We start from the raw sequence: 19441 nt of genomic DNA, 5'->3' as shown, positions 1-19441 counted from the left end.
TGGCTTCACAAAAATTAACATGATTGACCTTTCAACTGGATAGGCAGTTTTCGAGACATTAGCGAAGTTTTCTTGTGTAATAGCGCACACAACCTTTACAAGGTGAGGCGCATCGCAATGCGAGAGTGCGCCGACGGCTCCGGCCTGACCACGAACAAGCCCCCGTCTACAACAAGACCAGAGGAACGTCATCATGACTAACCAGGCACGTGCACCGCACGTACCCACTCCCGAAGAATTCCTGGAAGTGCAAAACTCCCAAGAATTCCAGCACTTGCGTCGCACCTTCCGCAGCTTCGCATTCCCCGTCACCGTGGCTTTCATGGCCTGGTACGTGTTCTACATCGTCACCGCCACCTTCGCGGTCGACTTCGTCTCCCGACCCGTCTACGGCGCCATCAACCTCGGCATGGTTTTGGGCCTGGCCCAATTCGCCACCGCCGGCCTGGTCACCTGGGCCTACGTCCACTTCGCCGACAACAAGCTCGACCCGGAGACCGCAGCCATCCGCGATCAGATGGAATACCCCGCCGCCCAAACCGCTGTGGACAAGACCTAAAGGACAACGACCATGACTTACACCCTGCTCGCTGAGCCCCAAGAAATTGCCACCGGCAATCCGCTGATCAACATCGCGGTCTTTGTCCTATTCATCGTCGCCACCATGACCGTGGTGATCCGCGCAACCCGCAAGACCAGCCAGAAGGGTTCCGACTTCTACACCGGCGGCGCATCCTTTGCGGGCTGGCAAAACGGCCTGGCTATTTCTGGTGACTACCTCTCTGCCGCCGCATTCCTCGGCGTGACCGGCGCTATCGCCGTCTACGGCTATGACGGCTTCCTATACTCCGTGGGCTTCCTCATCGCCCTGCTGGTGGCCCTGGTGCTCGTCGCTGAGCCGCTGCGCAACACCGGCAAGTTCACCATGGCCGATGTTTTGTCCTTCCGCCTAAAGCAAAAGCCCGTGCGCATGGCCGCCGCCCTGTCGACCCTGTGCATCTCCCTGTTCTACCTGATTGCCCAGATGGCTGGCGCGGGCGGCCTGGTCGCCCTGCTGCTCGGCATCGAGGGCGCTAAAGCCCAGGCCGGCGTCGTCGCAGTCGTCGGCGTGCTCATGATCGTCTACGTCCTCGTCGGCGGCATGAAGGGCACCACCTACGTGCAGATGATTAAGGCAGTGCTCCTCGTCGGTGGTTCCATCGTGATCTCCCTGCTGACCTTCTGGACCCTCAAAGGTGGTTTCAACCACGTGCTGGAGTCCGCGCAGGCATTCCGCACCGCCTACGACGGCGCAGATGTTCTCGGCCCCGGCCTGAAGTACGGCAAGAACGACCTGACCAAGCTGGACTTCGTCTCCCTCGGCCTGGCCCTGGTGTTCGGCACCTCCGGCCTGCCGCACGTGCTGATGCGCTTCTACACCGTGCCCACCGCTAAGGAAGCACGCCGCTCCGTCACCTGGACCATCGGAATTGTTGCCCTGTTCTTCCTGTTGACTGTCGTCATGGGCTACGGCGCAGCCGCGCTGGTTGGCCCCGAGACCATTAAGGCCGCACCCGGTGGCGTGAACTCCGCCGTGCTGCTGCTGTCGAGCGCAGTTGGTGGATCCTTCTTCATGTCCGTCATCTCCGCTATCGCCTTCGCCACCATCCTCGCCGTGGTCGCCGGCCTGGCAATCACCGCCTCCGCATCGGTGGCACACGACATCTACAACAGCATCATCCGCAACGGCGAAGCCACCGAAGAAGAGCAGGTGCGTGTCTCTCGTATCACCGTGGTCGTCATCGGTGTGCTGGCCATCGTTCTCGGCATCGGTGCCATCGGTCAGAATATCGCCTTCCTGGTGGCCCTGGCCTTCGGTATTGCTGCTGCTGCGAACCTGCCGACCATCCTGTACTCCCTGTACTGGAAGAAGTTCAACACCACCGGTGCGCTGTTTTCCATCTACGGTGGCCTGCTGACCTCCGTGGTGCTGATCATCTTCTCCCCCGCCGTGTCCGGCACCCCGACGTCCTTCCTGGGAGAAGGCATCGACTTCGCCTGGTTCCCGCTGACCAACCCGTCGATCATTGCGATTCCGACCGGTTTCATCATGGGTATCATCGGCACCCTGATTGGCAAGCCTGACGACCTGCCGCTCAAGGCCGCAGAGATGGAAGTCCGCTCCCTGACGGGTGTGGGCGTGGAAAAGGCAGTCAGCCACTAATCCACCGGGAATCCCAGCGCCCCACTTTTGAGCTTGTTGCCCAGCAGCACCACGTCTGCTGGGCAACAAGCTTTTTTATTTCCCCCAAAAACGCTGAAGGCCCGCGTTGTTCGCGGGCCTTCAGCGTGGAAGAAACACGAGCAGGCGTCTCACCGTGGGGTGGACGCCACTACACGTGTCAGCATGGGCTGCCACCCCCGGGTGGCAGCCGGTGCCTTACTTGTTGATGCGGGTGTACGGGTGAACGTAGCCGAGCTGCTCGGAAGGAACAGGGAACACGACCTCGTCGCCGTAGGGGCTGGATGCGCCAGCAACCTTGGAAACCAACTCAGTCACGGGGTGACCGTCACCGGGGGTGTGTGCAGGCCAGCCCGGATCAACATAGCTCTTCTTCTCAACGTTAGACATGGCACCTATTCTTTCAGACTTGCTGCAATTAGTCACCTCGTTATGGGCACTAAAATGTTGTCATCATGACTTCTGCTTCGCTTGAAACTGCCCTCGCCGACCACCTCCGCGGACTCTCCGACAAGGAGCTCACCCGGATCTTAAGCAACCGGCCCGATGTTTTGAGCCCGATACCTGCAGGTTTTCCCGTCTTGGCCTCCCGCATGGTGGCGAAGTCTTCCTCCGTGCGCGCCGTGCGTGAGTTGAGCGCCCCAGCATTGGTGGTGTTTCTTGCGTTGGAGGAACTAGACGCAAGTATGACCCCTGTCGCCCCCGCGGAGATTTCCACGCTCATCAAGCAGCGTTTTCGCTCACACAAACAGTGGGTGTTGAAAGCAGCTCAACGAGACCAGGCCCTCAAGGAGCTGGCCACGGCGGGACTGGCTTTTGTCACCCCTGAGGGATGGCGGGCGGTCAGCGCCACCAACCTCGTCAGCGATGCTTTGCGCCTGCTTCCCCCTCCCGGCGCGCTTGCTTCCGCCGCTGAGGTTAAGGCTGTTGTGGATGAGCTCCCCGAGGCCTGCCGGAGAATTTGTGAGCGTTTGGCGCAGGCTTCTGGGGTGGGGTCGAGTAAGGATGCGGCACCGGATGCGGATCCGTCTCGCCCAATTCCGCAGTTGATTTCGCGGGGTGTGTTGGTGGCTCGGGAGGGCATGTTTGTGGAGTTGGTTCCGGCTGCGGTGCGGTTTTTTCAAGTGCCGCGGGTGGCTGATATTGCTCCGGTGGCGCCGGAGTTTGTTGAGCTTGCGGGGGTGGATGTGGATGCGCGGGGTGCTGCGGCTGCTGCGGAGGCGGTGCGGTTGGCGTCGGCTGTGGTGCGTCTTGTGATTAAGGAGCCTATTGCGTTGCTCAAGGCTGGTGATGTGGGGGTGCGTGTTGCTGCGAAGGTGGCGGAGTCTTTGGGGACGGATGTGCAGACGCTGGCGCGGTTGTTGGGGTGGTTGTTGGCTGCTGGGGTGTTAGCTAAGGGGGAGCCGGATCCTTTGCCTGCGGATGATACGGGTGGGGATTATGTTGCTGCGGCGGGTAGTGCTGGGGAGGATTTTTTGGCGTTGTCTTTGCCGGATGCGTGGGCGTTGTTGATTCAGGGGTGGTTGTCGTCGTCGGTGGTGGCGGGCAAGGTGGGTGTTGATGGGGTGAAGGTGTTGTCTTCGGACAGTGTGCTGGCTGGTTATTCGCAGTCGGTGCGGACGTTTGTGGAGGTGGTTGCTGGGGTGCCGCAGGGGTGTGCGGTGGGGGATGCTGTGGCGGGTGTTGGGGGTGTGCGTGGGTTGTTGGCGTTTGCGCGGCCGGTGCAGTTTCATTCGGGTCATGCGGTGGTGGTGGATTCTTTGGTGGGGGATGCGGAGTTTTTGGGTCTTGTGGTGGGGGATGCGGTGGTGGGGGCGGTGCGTGTGTTGGCGGAGTTGGGGTGTTCGCAGGAGGCGGTTGAGGCGGTGGCGGAGGCTGCGGTGTCGTTGTTTCCGGAGCCGTCGTCGGTGTTGCTGGCGCAGGGCGATATGACGTTGTTGGCTCCGGGTCCGTTGGTGCCGCAGGTGGTGGTGGAGTTGTCGCGTTTTGCGGTGTTGGAGTCGTCTGGTTTGGCGTCGACGTGGCGGGTGGATGAGGCGTCGTTGCGGCGGGGGTTTGCGTCTGGGTTGGGTGAGTCGGAGATTGTGTCGTTGTTGGAGTCATGTGTGGTGGGTGAGATTCCGCAGGCGATGCGGTATTTGATTGGTGATGTGGCGCGGAATCAGGGGGTGTTGCGTGGTGGTACTGCGGTGAGTTTTTTGCGGTGTGATGATCCGGCGTTGTTGGCAGAGGTGGTGAGTAGTGCTGGGGGCCGTGCGGTGGGTTTGCGGTTGTTGGCGCCGACGGTGGCGGTGGCGGATGTGCCGTTGATTCAGGTGTTGTCGAATGTGCAGGCGGAGGGTTTTCAGCCGGTGGCTGAGGATCGGGATGGCAATGTGGTTGATGTGCGGGTGGATTCTTTCCGGGTACCACAGGCGCGGGTGAAGGCGCCGGCTGCGTCTCGTCCGAATCCGCTGACGGTGGGTGCGGCGGTGGAGGCGATTCGGCATGCGGATGCGCATCCGGGTGGGGTGGCGCAGAGTGCGTCGGTGTCGCAGGTGGTGGATGCGTTGGGTCATGCGGTGCGGGCCCGGAAGTTGGTGACGTTGGGGTTTGTGGGTAAGGAGGGGGTGGCGCAGTTTGTGACGGTGCAGCCGGTGCGGTTGAGTGCGGGGACGTTGGATGCGTTGAATCCGCAGACGCGTCAGATGACGCGGTTTGGGGTGCATCGGATTACGAGTGTGGTGGTGGAGTGAGTGGCTGGTGTGGTGGGGGCGTGGGTGTGGGGGTGTGGCGCTTAGACTGGGTGGGTTGTTGCGCGTGTGCGTGGTGTGCGTGCGCGTGTGTTGTTGTGTGTTGAGGAGTGTGTGGTTTTTATGTCTGGTGGCCCGTTGATTGTGCAGTCGGATAAGACTGTGTTGCTTGAGGTGGATCATGCTGATGCGCAGGCTGCGCGGTTGGCGTTGGCGCCTTTTGCGGAGTTGGAGCGTGCGCCGGAGCATGTGCATACGTATCGGATTACGCCGCTTGCGTTGTGGAATGCGCGGGCGGCGGGGTTTGATGCTGAGCAGTTGGTGGATGTGTTGGATCGTTTTTCGCGTTTCCCGGTGCCGCAGGCGTTGTTGGTGGACATTGTGGAGACGATGAGTCGTTATGGGCGGGTGAGTTTGGTGAGCAGCCCGGTGCATGGGCTGGTGCTGGTGAGTGAGGAGCCGGCGATTGTGGCTGAGTTGTTGCGGCATCGGAAGGTGGCGCCGATGTTGGGGCAGGTGGTGGATCCGTTGACGGTGGTGGTGCATCCGTCGGAGCGGGGGCGGTTGAAGCAGGAGTTGGTGAAGGTGGGGTGGCCTGCGGATGATCGGGCGGGGTATGTCGATGGGGAGGCGCATCCGATTGAGTTGGTGGAGCAGGGGTGGCAGTTGCGGGAGTATCAGCGGCAGGCTGCTGATGCTTTTACTGCTGGTGGTTCGGGGGTTGTGGTGTTGCCGTGTGGGGCGGGTAAGACGATGGTGGGGGCGGCGGCGATGGCTGCCGCGAAGACGACGACGTTGATTTTGGTGACTAATACGGTGGCGGGTCGTCAGTGGCGGGATGAGTTGTTGCGGCGGACGAGTTTGACGCCGGAGGAGATTGGGGAGTTTTCGGGGGAGCGTAAGGAGGTGCGTCCGGTGACGATTGCGACGTATCAGGTGGTGACGCGGAAGACGAAGGGTGAGTATCGCTCGTTGGAGTTGTTTGATTCTCGTGATTGGGGGTTGATTATTTATGACGAGGTGCATTTGTTGCCGGCGCCGGTGTTTCGGATGACGAGTGATTTGCAGTCGCGGCGGCGGTTGGGGTTGACGGCGACGTTGGTGCGTGAGGATGGGCGCGAGTCGGATGTGTTTTCTTTGATTGGTCCGAAGCGTTTTGATGCGCCGTGGAAGGATATTGAGGCGCAGGGTTTTATTGCGTCGGCGGATTGTGTGGAGGTTCGTACGGCGATGGCTGAGGATGAGCGGATGGCGTATGCGGTGGCTGAGCCGCGGGATAAGTACCGGTTGGCGGCGTGTGCGGAGGCGAAGTATGGGGTGGCTGCGCGGATTTTGCAGGCCCATGAGGGTAAGCCGGCGTTGATTATTGGGGCTTATATTGATCAGTTGGAGGAGATTGCGGCGAAGTTGGGGGTGCCGGTGGTGGAGGGGAAGACGTCGACGGCGCGGCGGGAGAAGTTGTTTGAGCAGTTCCGTAGTGGCCAGTTGCGGACGTTGGTGGTCAGTAAGGTGGCGAATTTTTCGATTGATTTGCCGGAGGCGAGTGTGGCGATTCAGATTTCGGGCACTTTTGGTTCGCGCCAGGAGGAGGCGCAGCGTTTGGGCCGGCTGTTGCGTCCGAAGGCGGATGGTAGTGGGGCGCATTTTTATAGCATTGTGACTCGCGACAGTGTGGATGCGGAGTTTGCGGCGCATCGGCAGCGTTTCCTCGCGGAGCAGGGCTATGCGTATCGGATTGTGGATGCGGATGATGTGTAGGGGTGGATTGAGCGGGTTGGGGGAACCGGTGGTTGGATAGAGTGCAGTGGGTGTGGTTGTTGCGTGGTTTTCGCCGCGTGATGGCTGCGCTGAAGTTGAGTGTTTTGGCTGGAAGGGCCGGGTGTTTTCAAGATGAGCGCTATGCATATTGAGGTTGATGAGTCCTACAATGCTGCCCATAACGAGTTGTATCGTGATGCGCGGCGTTTGCAGTGGTCGTCGTTGGTGTTGGGGTTGCTGTTGTTGGTGGGTGCGGGGTTGAGTTTTTGGCAGAAGTCTTCGACGACGGGGCTGATTTCTGGTGGGTTGTTTGCGGCGTGCGGGGTGGGGTGTTTGGTGTTGATTCCGGTGTTGCCGCGCACGATTGGTTCGCCGGCGGACAATTACAATCGTTATCCTTTGGTTCCGGCGATTGTGGCGAAGACGTCTGCGCGTGATGGGGTGGTGTTGGCGCTGGTCAATACCACGATTGATCCGGAGGGTCAGCCGCGGTGGGCGTTGGCGGCGCGGACGGTGACGCGGATTAATGGGGTGCAGCCGAAGAAGGGGGCGCGGGTGCCGTCGGTGGCGGTGGGTGGTAGTTCCCGCAAGAATGAGCTGCATTATCGGCAGGTGTCTCCGATGCCTGTTGATTGGGCGACTCCGGATAAGTCTGTGGTCAAGGCGGCGCAGAAGGCTATTCCGCATTCTGAGTGGACGCGGTTGGAGTCCTTGCGGGATCGGGTGGATGATGTGTTGGCGACGAAGAATAATTTGTTGGAGTTGTAGGTTTTTTCTCTCTGTGTGGCCCCGGTTGTTGCCGGGGTTTTCTTCTGCCCCACGTGGGGTAACCCTTTCAGGTGAGCTGGGGCGGGGTGGTGGGCTGGGGCTTTAAAGTTGGTGGAATGACTTTGCATGTTGTCGCGATCGATGACCACGATGTTGCGTTGATGGGGGTGTCGGCGGTGATTGAGACGTGCCCGAATGCGGTGTTGGTGGGCACGTTTCATAGCGTGAGTGAGTTTTTGTCTTCGCGGGCTGAGGGAGCGGTTCGGGTGGATGTGGTGTTGTTGGATTTGCGCCTTGGGGATGGGTCGGATCCTTTTGACAACGTGGTGGCGCTGCAGGATGCGGGTTTTGCGGTGTTGGTGTTTTCTTCCCTGGAGAGCCCGTATTTGTTGCGGCGGGCGATGTTGGCTGGGGTCGGTGGGGTGATTCAGAAGTCGCAGCCGGCGGAGACGATTGCGGCGGCGATGGAGGATGTGGCGCGTGGGGATACTTATGCGACGGCGGATTGGGCGGCGTTGATTGATTCGGATCCGTTGACGGATGCGATCACCTTGTCGGAGCAGCAGCGCAAGGTGTTGGAGTTGTATGCGATGGGGGAGCCGGCGAAGCGGGTGGCGAGTTTGATGGATATTTCTCCGGAGACGGTGCAGGATTACATCAACCGGATTCGCACTCGTTATCAGCAGGAGGGGCGGCGGGCGTCGACGAAGGTGGATTTGTTGCGGCGGGGCCAGGAGGATGGGTATTTGCCGGGCCCGTTGGATACCTAGAGATAACCCTCGGTTGGGGGTATTTGTGGTGATCTTTTCCTCACTGTTACCCCCAGGCAGGCGCCACGGAAAAAAGGGTGCGGGTGGCTTTTCAGTTGGCGGGCGTTGGGGGTAATTGCTGTTTTTCGCCCCTGGGGTTTCGGGCGGGGTTTTGGACTGCCTTTTTGCAGCGTGAAAAGCATGGTGTGCCGGTGATGTGGGGGCGGTTTTTTGGGTACGGGCGGGGGTATTTTTTCGCGGTGGTTTCGCCCCACCCGACTGGCCCGCTGCACGGCTATGCGCAGGGGTTTTACGGGGGTAAGCCACCGAAAATGGGGGCTTTCTGGCGTGCGCGTTTTCCACTACCCTTACGGGTGAAGGTTTCACACTAAAAACTCTTCGCAGGGATGCGCAATAATCCGTAGCCCTTCTGCGCTATTTCCGGATGAATTCTAGGTCCATTCATCCGGCTGCGATCTCACCTCCGCGCGGTGTCGCGGTTGCTTGTAGGAGAATTGAAGATGTCGCTCACTTTCCAAAAGCCCAAGGATGATCAACGCCCGCAGCTGACTCCCCGCGAGCGGGAGGTTTTGTTGACGTGGTTGGATAATCCTTCCAAGGCGGCGACCGCCGATTTGTTGGGCGTCGCTGAGGACACGGTCCGCAGCCATATTTCCCATATTCGCCACAAGTATGCGGCGCTGGGTCGGCCGGCCCGCTCCAAGGCGGAGCTTTTGATCCGCGCCATTGAGGACGGCATCATTACCGCCGGCGCCCGCTAGTTTCCTCCTCCCCCACCCCGCCTAGCTGGGCGCAGGTGCGTGTTGCCTGAAGCTCCTGCTGTGGTGGTGCCAAAACGTTCTGCCCGTTTAGGGCGGCTTCGCCGCGCCCGCCACACAGCACGGCCACTTTTAAAAAAACCTTGGCGCTTGCTGCAGCTGGGCGTGGTCGTCGTGCGCCGCGCCTTGTGGCCTGCAGTGTCTTGGCCAGAAGGTGTGTTTTAGGCTGTGCGGCCGTGCTTTGTCACGCTGAGCTTGTGACTGTGGCCTTGTGATGTGCCCTTTCGCTGTGCCCTGTCGCTGTGGATACGCCGGCAAGGCTACGCGTTTTTGGGGTGGGGATGGTGACGTTCATTTTTCGCCCGCGGCGCGGTGCTCTGTGCCGCGGGTGGGGTGTCGCCATCGTGTGTTCCTGGTCGTTTGTGGTTGCTGTTGGGCAGGTTTCGTCGTGCCGGTTTCCCCCTATCCCGCTGAGTTTTTCACCCCAGCCCCCACCCGCTTCGTGGATGTTCCCCGCCGCCTGGACTGGGTGATCGGGGAAAGCTTCCATGCGGAATCCCGCCTGCTGCGCATCACCGGCGGGGTGGCGGGCTGCATCTGGTTCGTGCTGGTACTCATCGGCTACGACGACCCGGCCGGGCGCAGCCTAAGCAGCGTGCTCACGCACCCCCAAGGCCACCCCGTCACCACCATCACACTGTGGACGCTGATGGGGTGCGCGGTGCTGCTGACCACCACAGCCCTGCTGACCAAACCCACCACCATTCGGGCAATCATGGTGGCAACCTCCAGCGTGTTTATCGCGATCGGAATCCTCCACGCCGGCTACCTGCTCACCAGCGGACAATCCCCCCTGGCGGCGCTGAACATGGGCGACTACTGCGGGGTGCCCGCCATGATGATCTCCGCCGCACTGCCGCCCCGCATCGGGCCCTTCGTAGGAATCTTCATCGCCCTGGTCGGCACCCTCCTCAACCCCTTCGAAGCGGATGCGCTGCCCCTGCTGGTGCGCTGCTGCTTCTCCGCCACATACACCGCCCCATTCATCATCTTCTACTCCTACGCGCGCGCCACCCTCAAAACCCTCGACGACACCGTCGCCGAAGCGCAGCGGCAATCCGCCGCCATCGTGCACTCCGAAGCCCTCAAGGAATCCGAAAGCCAATTCCTCGGACACCTGCACGACCAAGTCCTCAGCGCCCTCAACAGCATCCAGCGCACCACCAGCCCCCCGGACCGGCAATCCATCCCCACCACCCGCACCCACACCGACGTCCACGCCGTCGCCGCCAACGCCACCGTCGCACTATCCCTGGCCGACTTCATCGATAAAGCCCGCTTGGTGCTCGCCAACACCGCCCCGGACACAATCCTCCACACCGACACCGACATCACCCACAGCCCCATCGTCGACGCACTCACCGCCGCAGCCCTACTCGACGCCCTCGACCAAGCAGCCCGCAACTCCGCCGTCCACGCCCCCACCGCAAGGCGCACCCTCAACATCCACCGCCTCCAGCCGGGCGACGGGCACACCGGACTCAGCCTCGTCTTCAGCGACAACGGCCCCGGATTCGACCTGGCCGCGGTTCCCGCCGACCGGGCCGGGGTGCGGGTCTCCATCATCAAACGCGTGCAATCCATCCCCGGATGCACCGCGGAACTGTCCACCCGCCCCGGTGCCGGAACCACCGTCACCATGCGCTACACCTCCGACAACGACGGCACCGCCCACCCCGCCACCATCGCCGTAAAAACCCCCGGCATCTACGAACTACTCGGCCTACCCGTCGTCTACAGCACCCCCATGATGCTGCTGATGAGCGCCACCTTCCTTGGCACCATCGCCTGCAGCCAAGACAAATTCGGCGCCCACGAAGCCATCGCCATGGCCTCCATCATCGTCATCCTGCAAGCACTACGCCGCAGCCCCCACACCAAACTGCCGCCCGTCGCCACCGCAGTCGCCGCCATCGGCACCCTCACCTTCTTCACCGCCGGCCTGCTCTCCAACACCCCCATCGGCCACACCTGGCCCGAATACTGGTACGTCAGCATCTTCCCCATCCTCGTCAACCTCATCGCCTTCCGCCACCGCCCCTTCACCGGCCTGGCCACCGTCGGCATCCTGCTGGCAGAAATCATCTTCCTCCGCGCCACCACCAGCCTCGACATCGTCGGCCCCATCTACTTCCTCAAAACCCTGCCCGTCATCCTCGCCGGCATGTTCGTGCCCTACCTCATCAACAAACTCACCCGCGCCCTCCCCGTCGCCTACGAGCTCGCCCAACGACAAACCGTCCTTTTCGAACGGCACCTCGCCCACAGTGAATACCTCGCCCACTCCAACGACTGGCTGATCCGACTCCTCGACGTCGCCTTCAACGACGCCTTCACCCCCGAACAAAAAATCGCCAACGCCCGGCTGCTCGAACTACGCCTCCGCGACTCCATCCGCTGCCCCCACCTCGACACCGCACCACTGACCCAAAGCATCTGGCTCGCCCGCGCCCGCGGAGTCAACGTCACCCTCCTCGACGACCTCGACCTCACCATGGGCACCACCCGGCGCCGCAACACCCTCCTCGACGACACCACCAACGACCACCTCCAACAATTCATCACCACCCTCATCGACACCCTCAACCACGCGCCCAACGGCACCACCATCACCGCCCGCATCTACCCCCAAGGACGCGACAAATTCGGCACCATCGTCTCCGACGAGCCCAACACCCACCCACACATCCACTACCGCCACACCCCGCACACCAGCGCCCCAACCAGCCCACGCCCCACCTAAACGGCAACCATCCCCCAGCCACCCACACCAAAGAGTGCCCCCATCACACCCAGCAACCCGCCCGCACCTCACACGCATGGGGGTAGCTGGGGGCGAAAAGACATTTTGCTTCGATAAGCAAAAAACAATACCGTGTGCTGGCATGAACCAACTGGAGCGCCTGCACACCCTCCGATTCGGACGTGCGCACAAAAAACTACTCGCCGGATCCGGCATCGGCTGGGCACTCGACGCCATGGACGTCGGACTACTCAGCTTCATCATGGCCGCCCTCGCCGCCGACTGGCAGCTCGACAAACAACACCTCGGCTGGCTCGGATCAGCAGGATTCGCCGGCATGATGATCGGCGCCAGCTTCGGTGGCCGCCTAGCCGACAAAACCGGACGCCGCACCGTCTTCGCCGCCACCCTGCTCATCTATGGGCTCGCCACCGGTGCCTCAGCCTTCGCCACCACCCTGACCACCCTGATCGTGCTGCGCTTCATCGTCGGACTCGGGCTCGGGGCCGAACTACCCGTCGCCTCCACCCTGGTGGCGGAATACTCCCCCACCCACATCCGCGGGCGCATGGTCGTCGCCCTGGAAAGCTTCTGGGCTTTAGGCTGGATCCTCGCCGCCATCATCGGATACACCATCATCCCCAACACCTACGGCGACAATTTCGCCGGATGGCGCGTAGCCCTCCTCATCGGCGTGCTCCCGGCGTTCTACGCGCTCTACGTACGCCGCCAAATGCCCGAATCAGTCCACTACCTCCAAAGCGTGGGACGCTGCGAGGAAGCCGAACGCGCGGTGCGTTTCTTCGAGGCCGGCTCGGACAATAAGCGCTACCCAAACACCCAACAGGACACCAACACCGACCCCCACCGCAACGCCACCTCCATCTTCGCCCCCGGCCTGCGAACCCGCACCGCAGGCCTGTGGTCGGTTTGGTTCTTCGTCAACCTCGCCTACTACGGGGCCTTTATGTGGCTGCCGACCCTACTCGTGCTGCAGGGGCACAGCCTGGTGAAGTCCTTTGGCTACACCCTCATCATCACCCTGGCGCAGCTGCCCGGCTACGCATGTGCGGCCTTCCTGGTGGAAAAGTGGGGACGACGCGCAACCCTAGCAAGCTTCCTGATCGGTTCCGCCTGCGCGGCAGGGCTTTTCGCCACCGCAGCAAACACCACCATGATCCTCATCGCCGGCAGCCTGCTTAGTTTCTTCAACCTGGGCGCCTGGGGTGCCCTATACGCCATTGGCCCAGAGATCTACCCCACCCACATCCGCGCCACCGGTGCCGGCACCGCAGCCGCTATCGGACGCGTTGCAGCCGTCATTGCGCCGATGCTTGTGCCCGCAGTGATGGACCTCGGTGGGGACAAGGCAGTCTTTAGTGTTTTCGCAGCCGCCTTCGCCATCGCAGCCGCGTCCGCATTCGCCCTGCCCGAACGAAAAGGCCAAAGCCTGTAAAAACACCTCCACACACACCAATGAGGGCCTCACCATAACGGTGAGGCCCTCTTTCTATTCTTCCGGAGAAACCAAAACAATCAATACGCACCACCGGGGCACAGATCGGTCTCACCGCCGAGAGGAACAACTACTACGCGTACAAAGCGGAGCGAAGACTGCCAGTCGGATTAGTGCGGAATCCACGGCGCTATTGTCGACACGTAAAACAGTGGAAACCGCAAACAAGCATTAAAGCCAATCGATGTGAGGAGCGGAGAAGTACCCCAAACATCACGATTGTTAATACGCTGAGAACCCGAAGGCGCCTCATCGCAACGGTAGTGCCGTCAAGAGCTACTGGGAGATGTAAAAATGCCGGAAAACAGCACGGTGGAAAGACAACTCGAAAACGCCCCCTAAGCCGGTTATGGCGATTGTCTATACCGAATCAATCACTGCCAAAGCGACTCGACCGAACAGAGCCAACCAAATAACTCAGAATTAGACACCTCATCCCCTGAGGTTTCCCCACCGCCTTGCAGCTCGCTGCAATTCCAGTGATGCAATGATCCCTGGAACCTTCCCCCGATCCCCTGGGTATGGGTGAAGCCCCCCACGCTATCACCACCAATCGGTGGTCACAGCCTGGGGGGCTCCATCATCATTATTCAAGTTTAGGTCGGCAGTGTCCTACTCTCCCACACACTCCCGTGTGCAGTACCATCGGCGCAGGTGAGCTTAGCTTCCGGGTTCGGAATGGGACCGGGCGTTCCCCCACCGCTAAAACCACCGACACAATCAACACTGTGTGACACGTGTGCTGTTTCTAACACTGCATAGTGGACGCGAACGTATATGTTCTCTTTGTTGTTGTTACGCTCATTTGATTATCAAAGCATTCTAGACAACCACCACACACCCCAGCAGGGTGTTTTGTGTGGTGTGTTCGGTGAATTAGTACCAGTCACCTCCACACATTACTGTGCTTCCAGATCTGGCCTATCAACCCCATAGTCTCTAGGGCACCTAATAACGAAACCTTATCTTGAAACGGGCTTCCCGCTTAGATGCTTTCAGCGGTTATCCCTTCCGTACGTAGCCAACCAGCCATGCCACTGGCGTGACAACTGGCACACTAGAGGTACGTCCGTCCCGGTCCTCTCGTACTAGGGACAGCCTTTCTCAAGTTTCAACGCGCACGGCGGATAGAGACCGAACTGTCTCACGACGTTCTAAACCCAGCTCGCGTGCCGCTTTAATGGGCGAACAGCCCAACCCTTGGGACCTACTCCAGCCCCAGGATGCGACGAGCCGACATCGAGGTGCCAAACCATCCCGTCGATATGGACTCTTGGGGAAGATCAGCCTGTTATCCCCGGGGTACCTTTTATCCGTTGAGCGACACCGCTTCCACAAGCCGGTGCCGGATCACTAGTCCCTACTTTCGTACCTGCTCGACCTGTCAGTCTCACAGTCAAGCTCCCTTGTGCACTTACACTCAACACCTGATTGCCAACCAGGCTGAGGAAACCTTTGGGCGCCTCCGTTACTCTTTGGGAGGCAACCGCCCCAGTTAAACTACCCACCAGGCACTGTCCCTAACCCAGATCATGGGCCGAGGTTAGATGCCCACTACGATCAGAGTGGTATTTCAACAACGACTCCCACACCACTGGCGTGATGCGATCACAGTCTCCCACCTATCCTACACAAACCGTAGCAGACACCAATACCAAGCTATAGTGAAGGTCCCGGGGTCTTTTCGTCCTGCCGCGCGTAACGAGCATCTTTACTCGTACTGCAATTTCGCCGGGCCTGTGGTTGAGACAGCAGGGAAGTCGTTACGCCATTCGTGCAGGTCGGAACTTACCCGACAAGGAATTTCGCTACCTTAGGATGGTTATAGTTACCACCGCCGTTTACTGGGGCTTAAATTCTCCGCTTCGACCCACAAAAGGGGTCTAACAGGTCCTCTTAACCTTCCAGCACCGGGCAGGCGTCAGTCCGTATACATCGACTTATCGTCTTCGCACGGACCTGTGTTTTTAGTAAACAGTCGCTTCCCTCTATTCTCTGCGGCCACAACACGCAACCATCCCGCAAAAGGACGGCACCCGCCGTGGCCCCCCTTCTCCCGAAGTTACGGGGGCATTTTGCCGAGTTCCTTAACCACAGTTCACCCGATCGCCTTAGTATTCTCTACCTGACCACCTGTGTCGGTTTGGGGTACGGGCCATACACACACATCGCTAGATGCTTTTCTCGGCAGCAGAGGATCATCAACTTCACCCAAAAGGGCTACGCATCACGCCTCACCCACAATGCAGGACCGGATTTACCTAGTCTGCGGGCTACACGCTTACACCACAATCCAATAAGTGGCTCAACTACCTTTCTGCGTCACACCATCGCTTGGCTACTACCACATCAGGTCCCACGCACGCACACAACAACACAATCAAAGAAAGCATCATCATGATTATGGGCGGTTAGTATCAATGATTCACCATGGGCGCATGTGCACGGGTACGGGAATATCAACCCGTTGTCCATCGACTACGCCTGTCGGCCTCGCCTTAGGTCCCGACTCACCCTGGGAAGATTAGCTTAACCCAGGAACCCTTGGTCATCCGGCGGATGAGTTTTTCACTCATCATTCGCTACTCATGCCTGCATTCTCACTCGCACAGCGTCCACCACTCGGTCACCCGGCGACTTCACACGCTGCACGACGCTCCCCTACCCACCCCAACAAGTGTTGGAGTGCCGCGGCTTCGGCGGTGTACTTGAGCCCCACTACATTGTCGGCGCAGAACCACTCGACCAGTGAGCTATTACGCACTCTTTCAAGGGTGGCTGCTTCTAAGCCAACCTCCTGGTTGTCTTCGCGATCCCACATCCTTTTCCACTTAGTACACGCTTAGGGGCCTTAGCCGGCGATCTGGGCTGTTTCCCTCTCGACTACGAAGCTTATCCCCCGCAGTCTCACTGCCGTGCTCTCACTTACCGGCATTCGGAGTTTGGCTGATGTCGCTAAGATGTTGGTCCCGCTAAACCATCCAGTAGCTCTACCTCCGGCAAGAAACACACGACGCTGCACCTAAATGCATTTCGGGGAGAACCAGCTATCACGGAGTTTGATTGGCCTTTCACCCCTACCCACAACTCATCCCCTCAGTTTTCAACCTAAGTGGGTTCGCGCCTCCACAGAGTCTTACCTCTGCTTCACACTGGCCATGGGTAGATCACCCCGCTTCGGGTCCAGGACATGCAACTAAAACATCACCCTCGTTAGGATTCGCTTTCGCTACGGCTACCACACAACGTGTTAACCTCGCCACATGCCGCTGACTCGCAGGCTCATTCTTCAAAAGGCACGCCATCACCCCCAAAAAGAGGCTCTGACGGATTGTAAGCACACGGTTTCAGGTACTATTTCACTCCCCTCCCGGGGTACTTTTCACCATTCCCTCACGGTACTATTCCGCTATCGGTCACACTAAGTATTCAGGCTTACCGGGTGGTCCCGGCAGATTCACAGCAGATTTCACGGGCCCGCTGCTACTCGGGAAACAACAACAACTATCGCGACATGCTTTCATGTACGGGACTCTCACCCTCTCCGGTAGGCGACTCCACACCACTTCCACTAACACGCGCACACAGAAGCTAAGACCGGCAGACCTTAGAAACATTGCTCCCACAACCCCACGCACGCAACCCCTGCCGGGTATCACACGCACATGGTTTAGCCAACATCCGCGTTCGCTCGCCACTACTAACGGAATCACTATTGTTTTCTCTTCCTACGGGTACTGAGATGTTTCACTTCCCCGCGTAACCTCCACACACCCTATGTATTCAGATGCAGGTGACCGCCCATAACGACGGCCGGGTTTCCCCATTCGGACATCCTCGGATCAACGCTTGATTGACAACTCCCCGAGGCTTAACGCAGCCTTCCACGTCCTTCATCGGCTTAGTGTGCCAAGGCATCCACCGTGTGCCCTTACAACACACAACACAAAAAATGGTCACTAGATACTTGACAATCACCAACACACACCAACAAGTAGTGCGTGCTGGCAGCAAACAAAAAGAATATAAGAAATTACATACAAAACAATCAACACACACAACCATTACAAGGCCATGCGCATCAACCGTTTGATGCTCGCGTCCACTATACAGTTCACAAACAACACACACCCCACCACCAACCACCACAGCACAACACAGTTGCGCCACAACAGCCACCAGCAAGGCGTCACACACGAGCACAAATGCCCGAGACACCCAACAGTGCACCAACATACAAATCAAAGGTTTTTTACAGCGTCTTCACCATGCAATAAACGTGTGCTTCCACGTCAAAAAAATCAAACAGTCACACACAACAAACAAACCAAACACCAACAAAACAGTGCCGGCCGGTGTGCAACCAGCAAAATAATAATGCTCCTTAGAAAGGAGGTGATCCAGCCGCACCTTCCGGTACGGCTACCTTGTTACGACTTCGTCCCAATCGCCGATCCCACCTTCGACAGCTCCCCCCACAAGGGTTGGGCCACTGGCTTCGGGTGTTACCAACTTTCATGACGTGACGGGCGGTGTGTACAAGGCCCGGGAACGTATTCACCGCAGCGTTGCTGATCTGCGATTACTAGCGACTCCGACTTCATGGGGTCGAGTTGCAGACCCCAATCCGAACTGAGGCCGGCTTTCAGCGATTAGCTCACCCTCACAGGCTCGCGACGCGTTGTACCGACCATTGTAGCATGTGTGAAGCCCTGGACATAAGGGGCATGATGATTTGACGTCATCCCCACCTTCCTCCGAGTTGACCCCGGCAGTCTCTCATGAGTCCCCACCATAACGTGCTGGCAACATAAGACAAGGGTTGCGCTCGTTGCGGGACTTAACCCAACATCTCACGACACGAGCTGACGACAACCATGCACCACCTGTATACAAGCCACAAGGGAAACTACATCTCTGCAGCGATCCTGTATATGTCAAGCCCAGGTAAGGTTCTTCGCGTTGCATCGAATTAATCCACATGCTCCGCCGCTTGTGCGGGCCCCCGTCAATTCCTTTGAGTTTTAGCCTTGCGGCCGTACTCCCCAGGCGGGGCGCTTAATGCGTTAGCTACGGCACAGAAACCGTGGAAGGTCCCTACACCTAGCGCCCACCGTTTACGGCATGGACTACCAGGGTATCTAATCCTGTTCGCTACCCATGCTTTCGCTCCTCAGCGTCAGTTACTGCCCAGAGACCTGCCTTCGCCATCGGTGTTCTTCCTGATATCTGCGCATTTCACCGCTACACCAGGAGTTCCAGTCTCCCCTACAGCACTCAAGTTATGCCCGTATCGCCTGCACGCCCGGAGTTAAGCCCCGGAATTTCACAGACGACGCGACAAACCACCTACGAGCTCTTTACGCCCAGTAATTCCGGACAACGCTCGCACCCTACGTATTACCGCGGCTGCTGGCACGTAGTTAGCCGGTGCTTCTTATCAAGGTACAGTCACTAGCAAGCTAGCTTCGTCCCTCGCGAAAGAGGTTTACAACCCGAAGGCCGTCATCCCTCACGCGGCGTCGCTGCATCAGGCTTGCGCCCATTGTGCAATATTCCCCACTGCTGCCTCCCGTAGGAGTCTGGGCCGTGTCTCAGTCCCAATGTGGCCGTACACCCTCTCAGGCCGGCTACCCGTCGACGCCTTGGTAGGCCATTACCCCACCAACAAGCTGATAGGCCGCGGGCTCATCCTGAACCGAAAAAACTTTCCACCACACACACTAAAGTGCGGTCCTATCCGGTATTAGACCCAGTTTCCCAGGCTTATCCCAGAGTTCAGGGTAGATCACCCACGTGTTACTCACCCGTTCGCCACTCGAGTACCCAAGCAAGCTTGGGCCTTTCCGTTCGACTTGCATGTGTTAAGCACGCCGCCAGCGTTCGTCCTGAGCCAGGATCAAACTCTCCACAAAAAATCAGACATAAAATCCACTAATCAAAGTGCAAGAGTCCAAAACCTGAACAAAACAAACAACCAGCACACAACACACAAAAACTGTGCATCATGTTCTAATGTTGTTGAATCCAAAAATTACATGAACAAAAACCAGACCCCATCCCGACGGGGATAAGCGGGGCCCGGCAACAAAGTTTTCTACAAAACCTGTCAATC

Annotated in this window: 10 protein-coding genes and 3 rRNA genes; 9 read left to right on the top strand and 4 right to left on the bottom strand. The window is 59.1% G+C overall.

Annotated elements, in window-relative coordinates; all coding sequences use genetic code 11:
* Positions 1-193 precede the first annotated feature (193 nt).
* Together CAQU_RS03415 and CAQU_RS03410 are read left to right on the top strand one after the other, a co-directional pair.
* The gene (locus tag CAQU_RS03415; protein WP_075725244.1) at positions 194-559 is read left to right on the top strand and encodes a DUF485 domain-containing protein; all 366 of its coding nucleotides are present in this window, start codon (positions 194-196) and stop codon (positions 557-559) included.
* A gap of 12 nt (positions 560-571) precedes the next feature.
* Positions 572-2203 (top strand): solute symporter family protein, encoded by a 1632-nt coding sequence (locus tag CAQU_RS03410; protein WP_075725242.1) that lies wholly within the window; start codon positions 572-574, stop codon positions 2201-2203.
* Positions 2204-2419: 216 nt separating this feature from the next.
* On the opposite strand, the gene CAQU_RS03405 is transcribed toward CAQU_RS03410, so the two are convergent.
* Complete coding sequence (locus CAQU_RS03405; protein ID WP_075725240.1) at positions 2420-2611, bottom strand: hypothetical protein; 192 nt, start codon at positions 2609-2611, stop codon at positions 2420-2422.
* Between the two features lie 65 nt (positions 2612-2676).
* Here CAQU_RS03405 and CAQU_RS13185 point away from each other — a divergent pair, with 65 nt between their 5' ends.
* From CAQU_RS13185 to CAQU_RS03370, 7 genes are all read left to right on the top strand, one after another.
* Positions 2677-4956 carry a helicase-associated domain-containing protein gene (locus CAQU_RS13185; RefSeq protein WP_075725238.1) on the top strand — a complete coding sequence of 760 codons (2280 nt, stop codon included), beginning with the start codon at positions 2677-2679 and terminating at the stop codon, positions 4954-4956.
* A gap of 120 nt (positions 4957-5076) precedes the next feature.
* Complete coding sequence (locus CAQU_RS03395) at positions 5077-6711, top strand: DNA repair helicase XPB (protein WP_075725236.1); 1635 nt, start codon at positions 5077-5079, stop codon at positions 6709-6711.
* A 132-nt stretch (positions 6712-6843) separates the two neighbouring features.
* Positions 6844-7479 carry a DUF3239 domain-containing protein gene (locus CAQU_RS03390; RefSeq protein WP_075728340.1) on the top strand — a complete coding sequence of 212 codons (636 nt, stop codon included), beginning with the start codon at positions 6844-6846 and terminating at the stop codon, positions 7477-7479.
* 116 nt (positions 7480-7595) lie between these two features.
* Positions 7596-8249: a response regulator transcription factor gene (locus CAQU_RS03385; protein WP_075725234.1), complete on the top strand. Its 654-nt coding sequence runs from the start codon at positions 7596-7598 to the stop codon at positions 8247-8249.
* Between the two features lie 500 nt (positions 8250-8749).
* Positions 8750-9010 (top strand): response regulator transcription factor, encoded by a 261-nt coding sequence (locus tag CAQU_RS03380; protein ID WP_075725232.1) that lies wholly within the window; start codon positions 8750-8752, stop codon positions 9008-9010.
* A gap of 445 nt (positions 9011-9455) precedes the next feature.
* Complete coding sequence (locus tag CAQU_RS03375; RefSeq protein ID WP_075725230.1) at positions 9456-11810, top strand: sensor histidine kinase; 2355 nt, start codon at positions 9456-9458, stop codon at positions 11808-11810.
* A gap of 142 nt (positions 11811-11952) precedes the next feature.
* On the top strand, positions 11953-13266 hold the full coding sequence (locus CAQU_RS03370; RefSeq protein WP_075725228.1) for an MFS transporter: 1314 nt from the start codon (positions 11953-11955) through the stop codon (positions 13264-13266).
* 659 nt (positions 13267-13925) lie between these two features.
* On the opposite strand, the gene rrf is transcribed toward CAQU_RS03370, so the two are convergent.
* The 3 genes from rrf to CAQU_RS03355 form a co-directional block, all read right to left on the bottom strand.
* Positions 13926-14042 (bottom strand): 5S ribosomal RNA (gene rrf, locus CAQU_RS03365).
* A gap of 140 nt (positions 14043-14182) precedes the next feature.
* Positions 14183-17272 (bottom strand): 23S ribosomal RNA (locus CAQU_RS03360).
* Positions 17273-17714: 442 nt separating this feature from the next.
* Positions 17715-19241 (bottom strand): 16S ribosomal RNA (locus CAQU_RS03355).
* The 16S, 23S and 5S rRNA genes sit together here, the layout of an rRNA operon.
* Between the last annotated feature and the right edge of the window lie 200 nt (positions 19242-19441).

The organism is Corynebacterium aquilae DSM 44791, assembly GCF_001941445.1.
Lineage (GTDB): Bacteria > Actinomycetota > Actinomycetes > Mycobacteriales > Mycobacteriaceae > Corynebacterium > Corynebacterium aquilae.
This window is presented reverse-complemented; position numbering and strand designations above follow the sequence as displayed.

Coding starts and splice junctions, on each gene's coding strand:
- CAQU_RS03370 (WP_075725228.1), top strand. CDS start 11,953: ATGAACCAACTGGAGCGCCTGCACACCCTCCGATTCGGACGTGCGCAC.
- CAQU_RS03410 (WP_075725242.1), top strand. CDS start 572: ATGACTTACACCCTGCTCGCTGAGCCCCAAGAAATTGCCACCGGCAAT.
- CAQU_RS03395 (WP_075725236.1), top strand. CDS start 5,077: ATGTCTGGTGGCCCGTTGATTGTGCAGTCGGATAAGACTGTGTTGCTT.
- CAQU_RS03380 (WP_075725232.1), top strand. CDS start 8,750: ATGTCGCTCACTTTCCAAAAGCCCAAGGATGATCAACGCCCGCAGCTG.
- CAQU_RS03390 (WP_075728340.1), top strand. CDS start 6,844: ATGAGCGCTATGCATATTGAGGTTGATGAGTCCTACAATGCTGCCCAT.
- CAQU_RS03405 (WP_075725240.1), bottom strand. CDS start 2,611: ATGTCTAACGTTGAGAAGAAGAGCTATGTTGATCCGGGCTGGCCTGCA.
- CAQU_RS03385 (WP_075725234.1), top strand. CDS start 7,596: ATGACTTTGCATGTTGTCGCGATCGATGACCACGATGTTGCGTTGATG.
- CAQU_RS03415 (WP_075725244.1), top strand. CDS start 194: ATGACTAACCAGGCACGTGCACCGCACGTACCCACTCCCGAAGAATTC.
- CAQU_RS13185 (WP_075725238.1), top strand. CDS start 2,677: ATGACTTCTGCTTCGCTTGAAACTGCCCTCGCCGACCACCTCCGCGGA.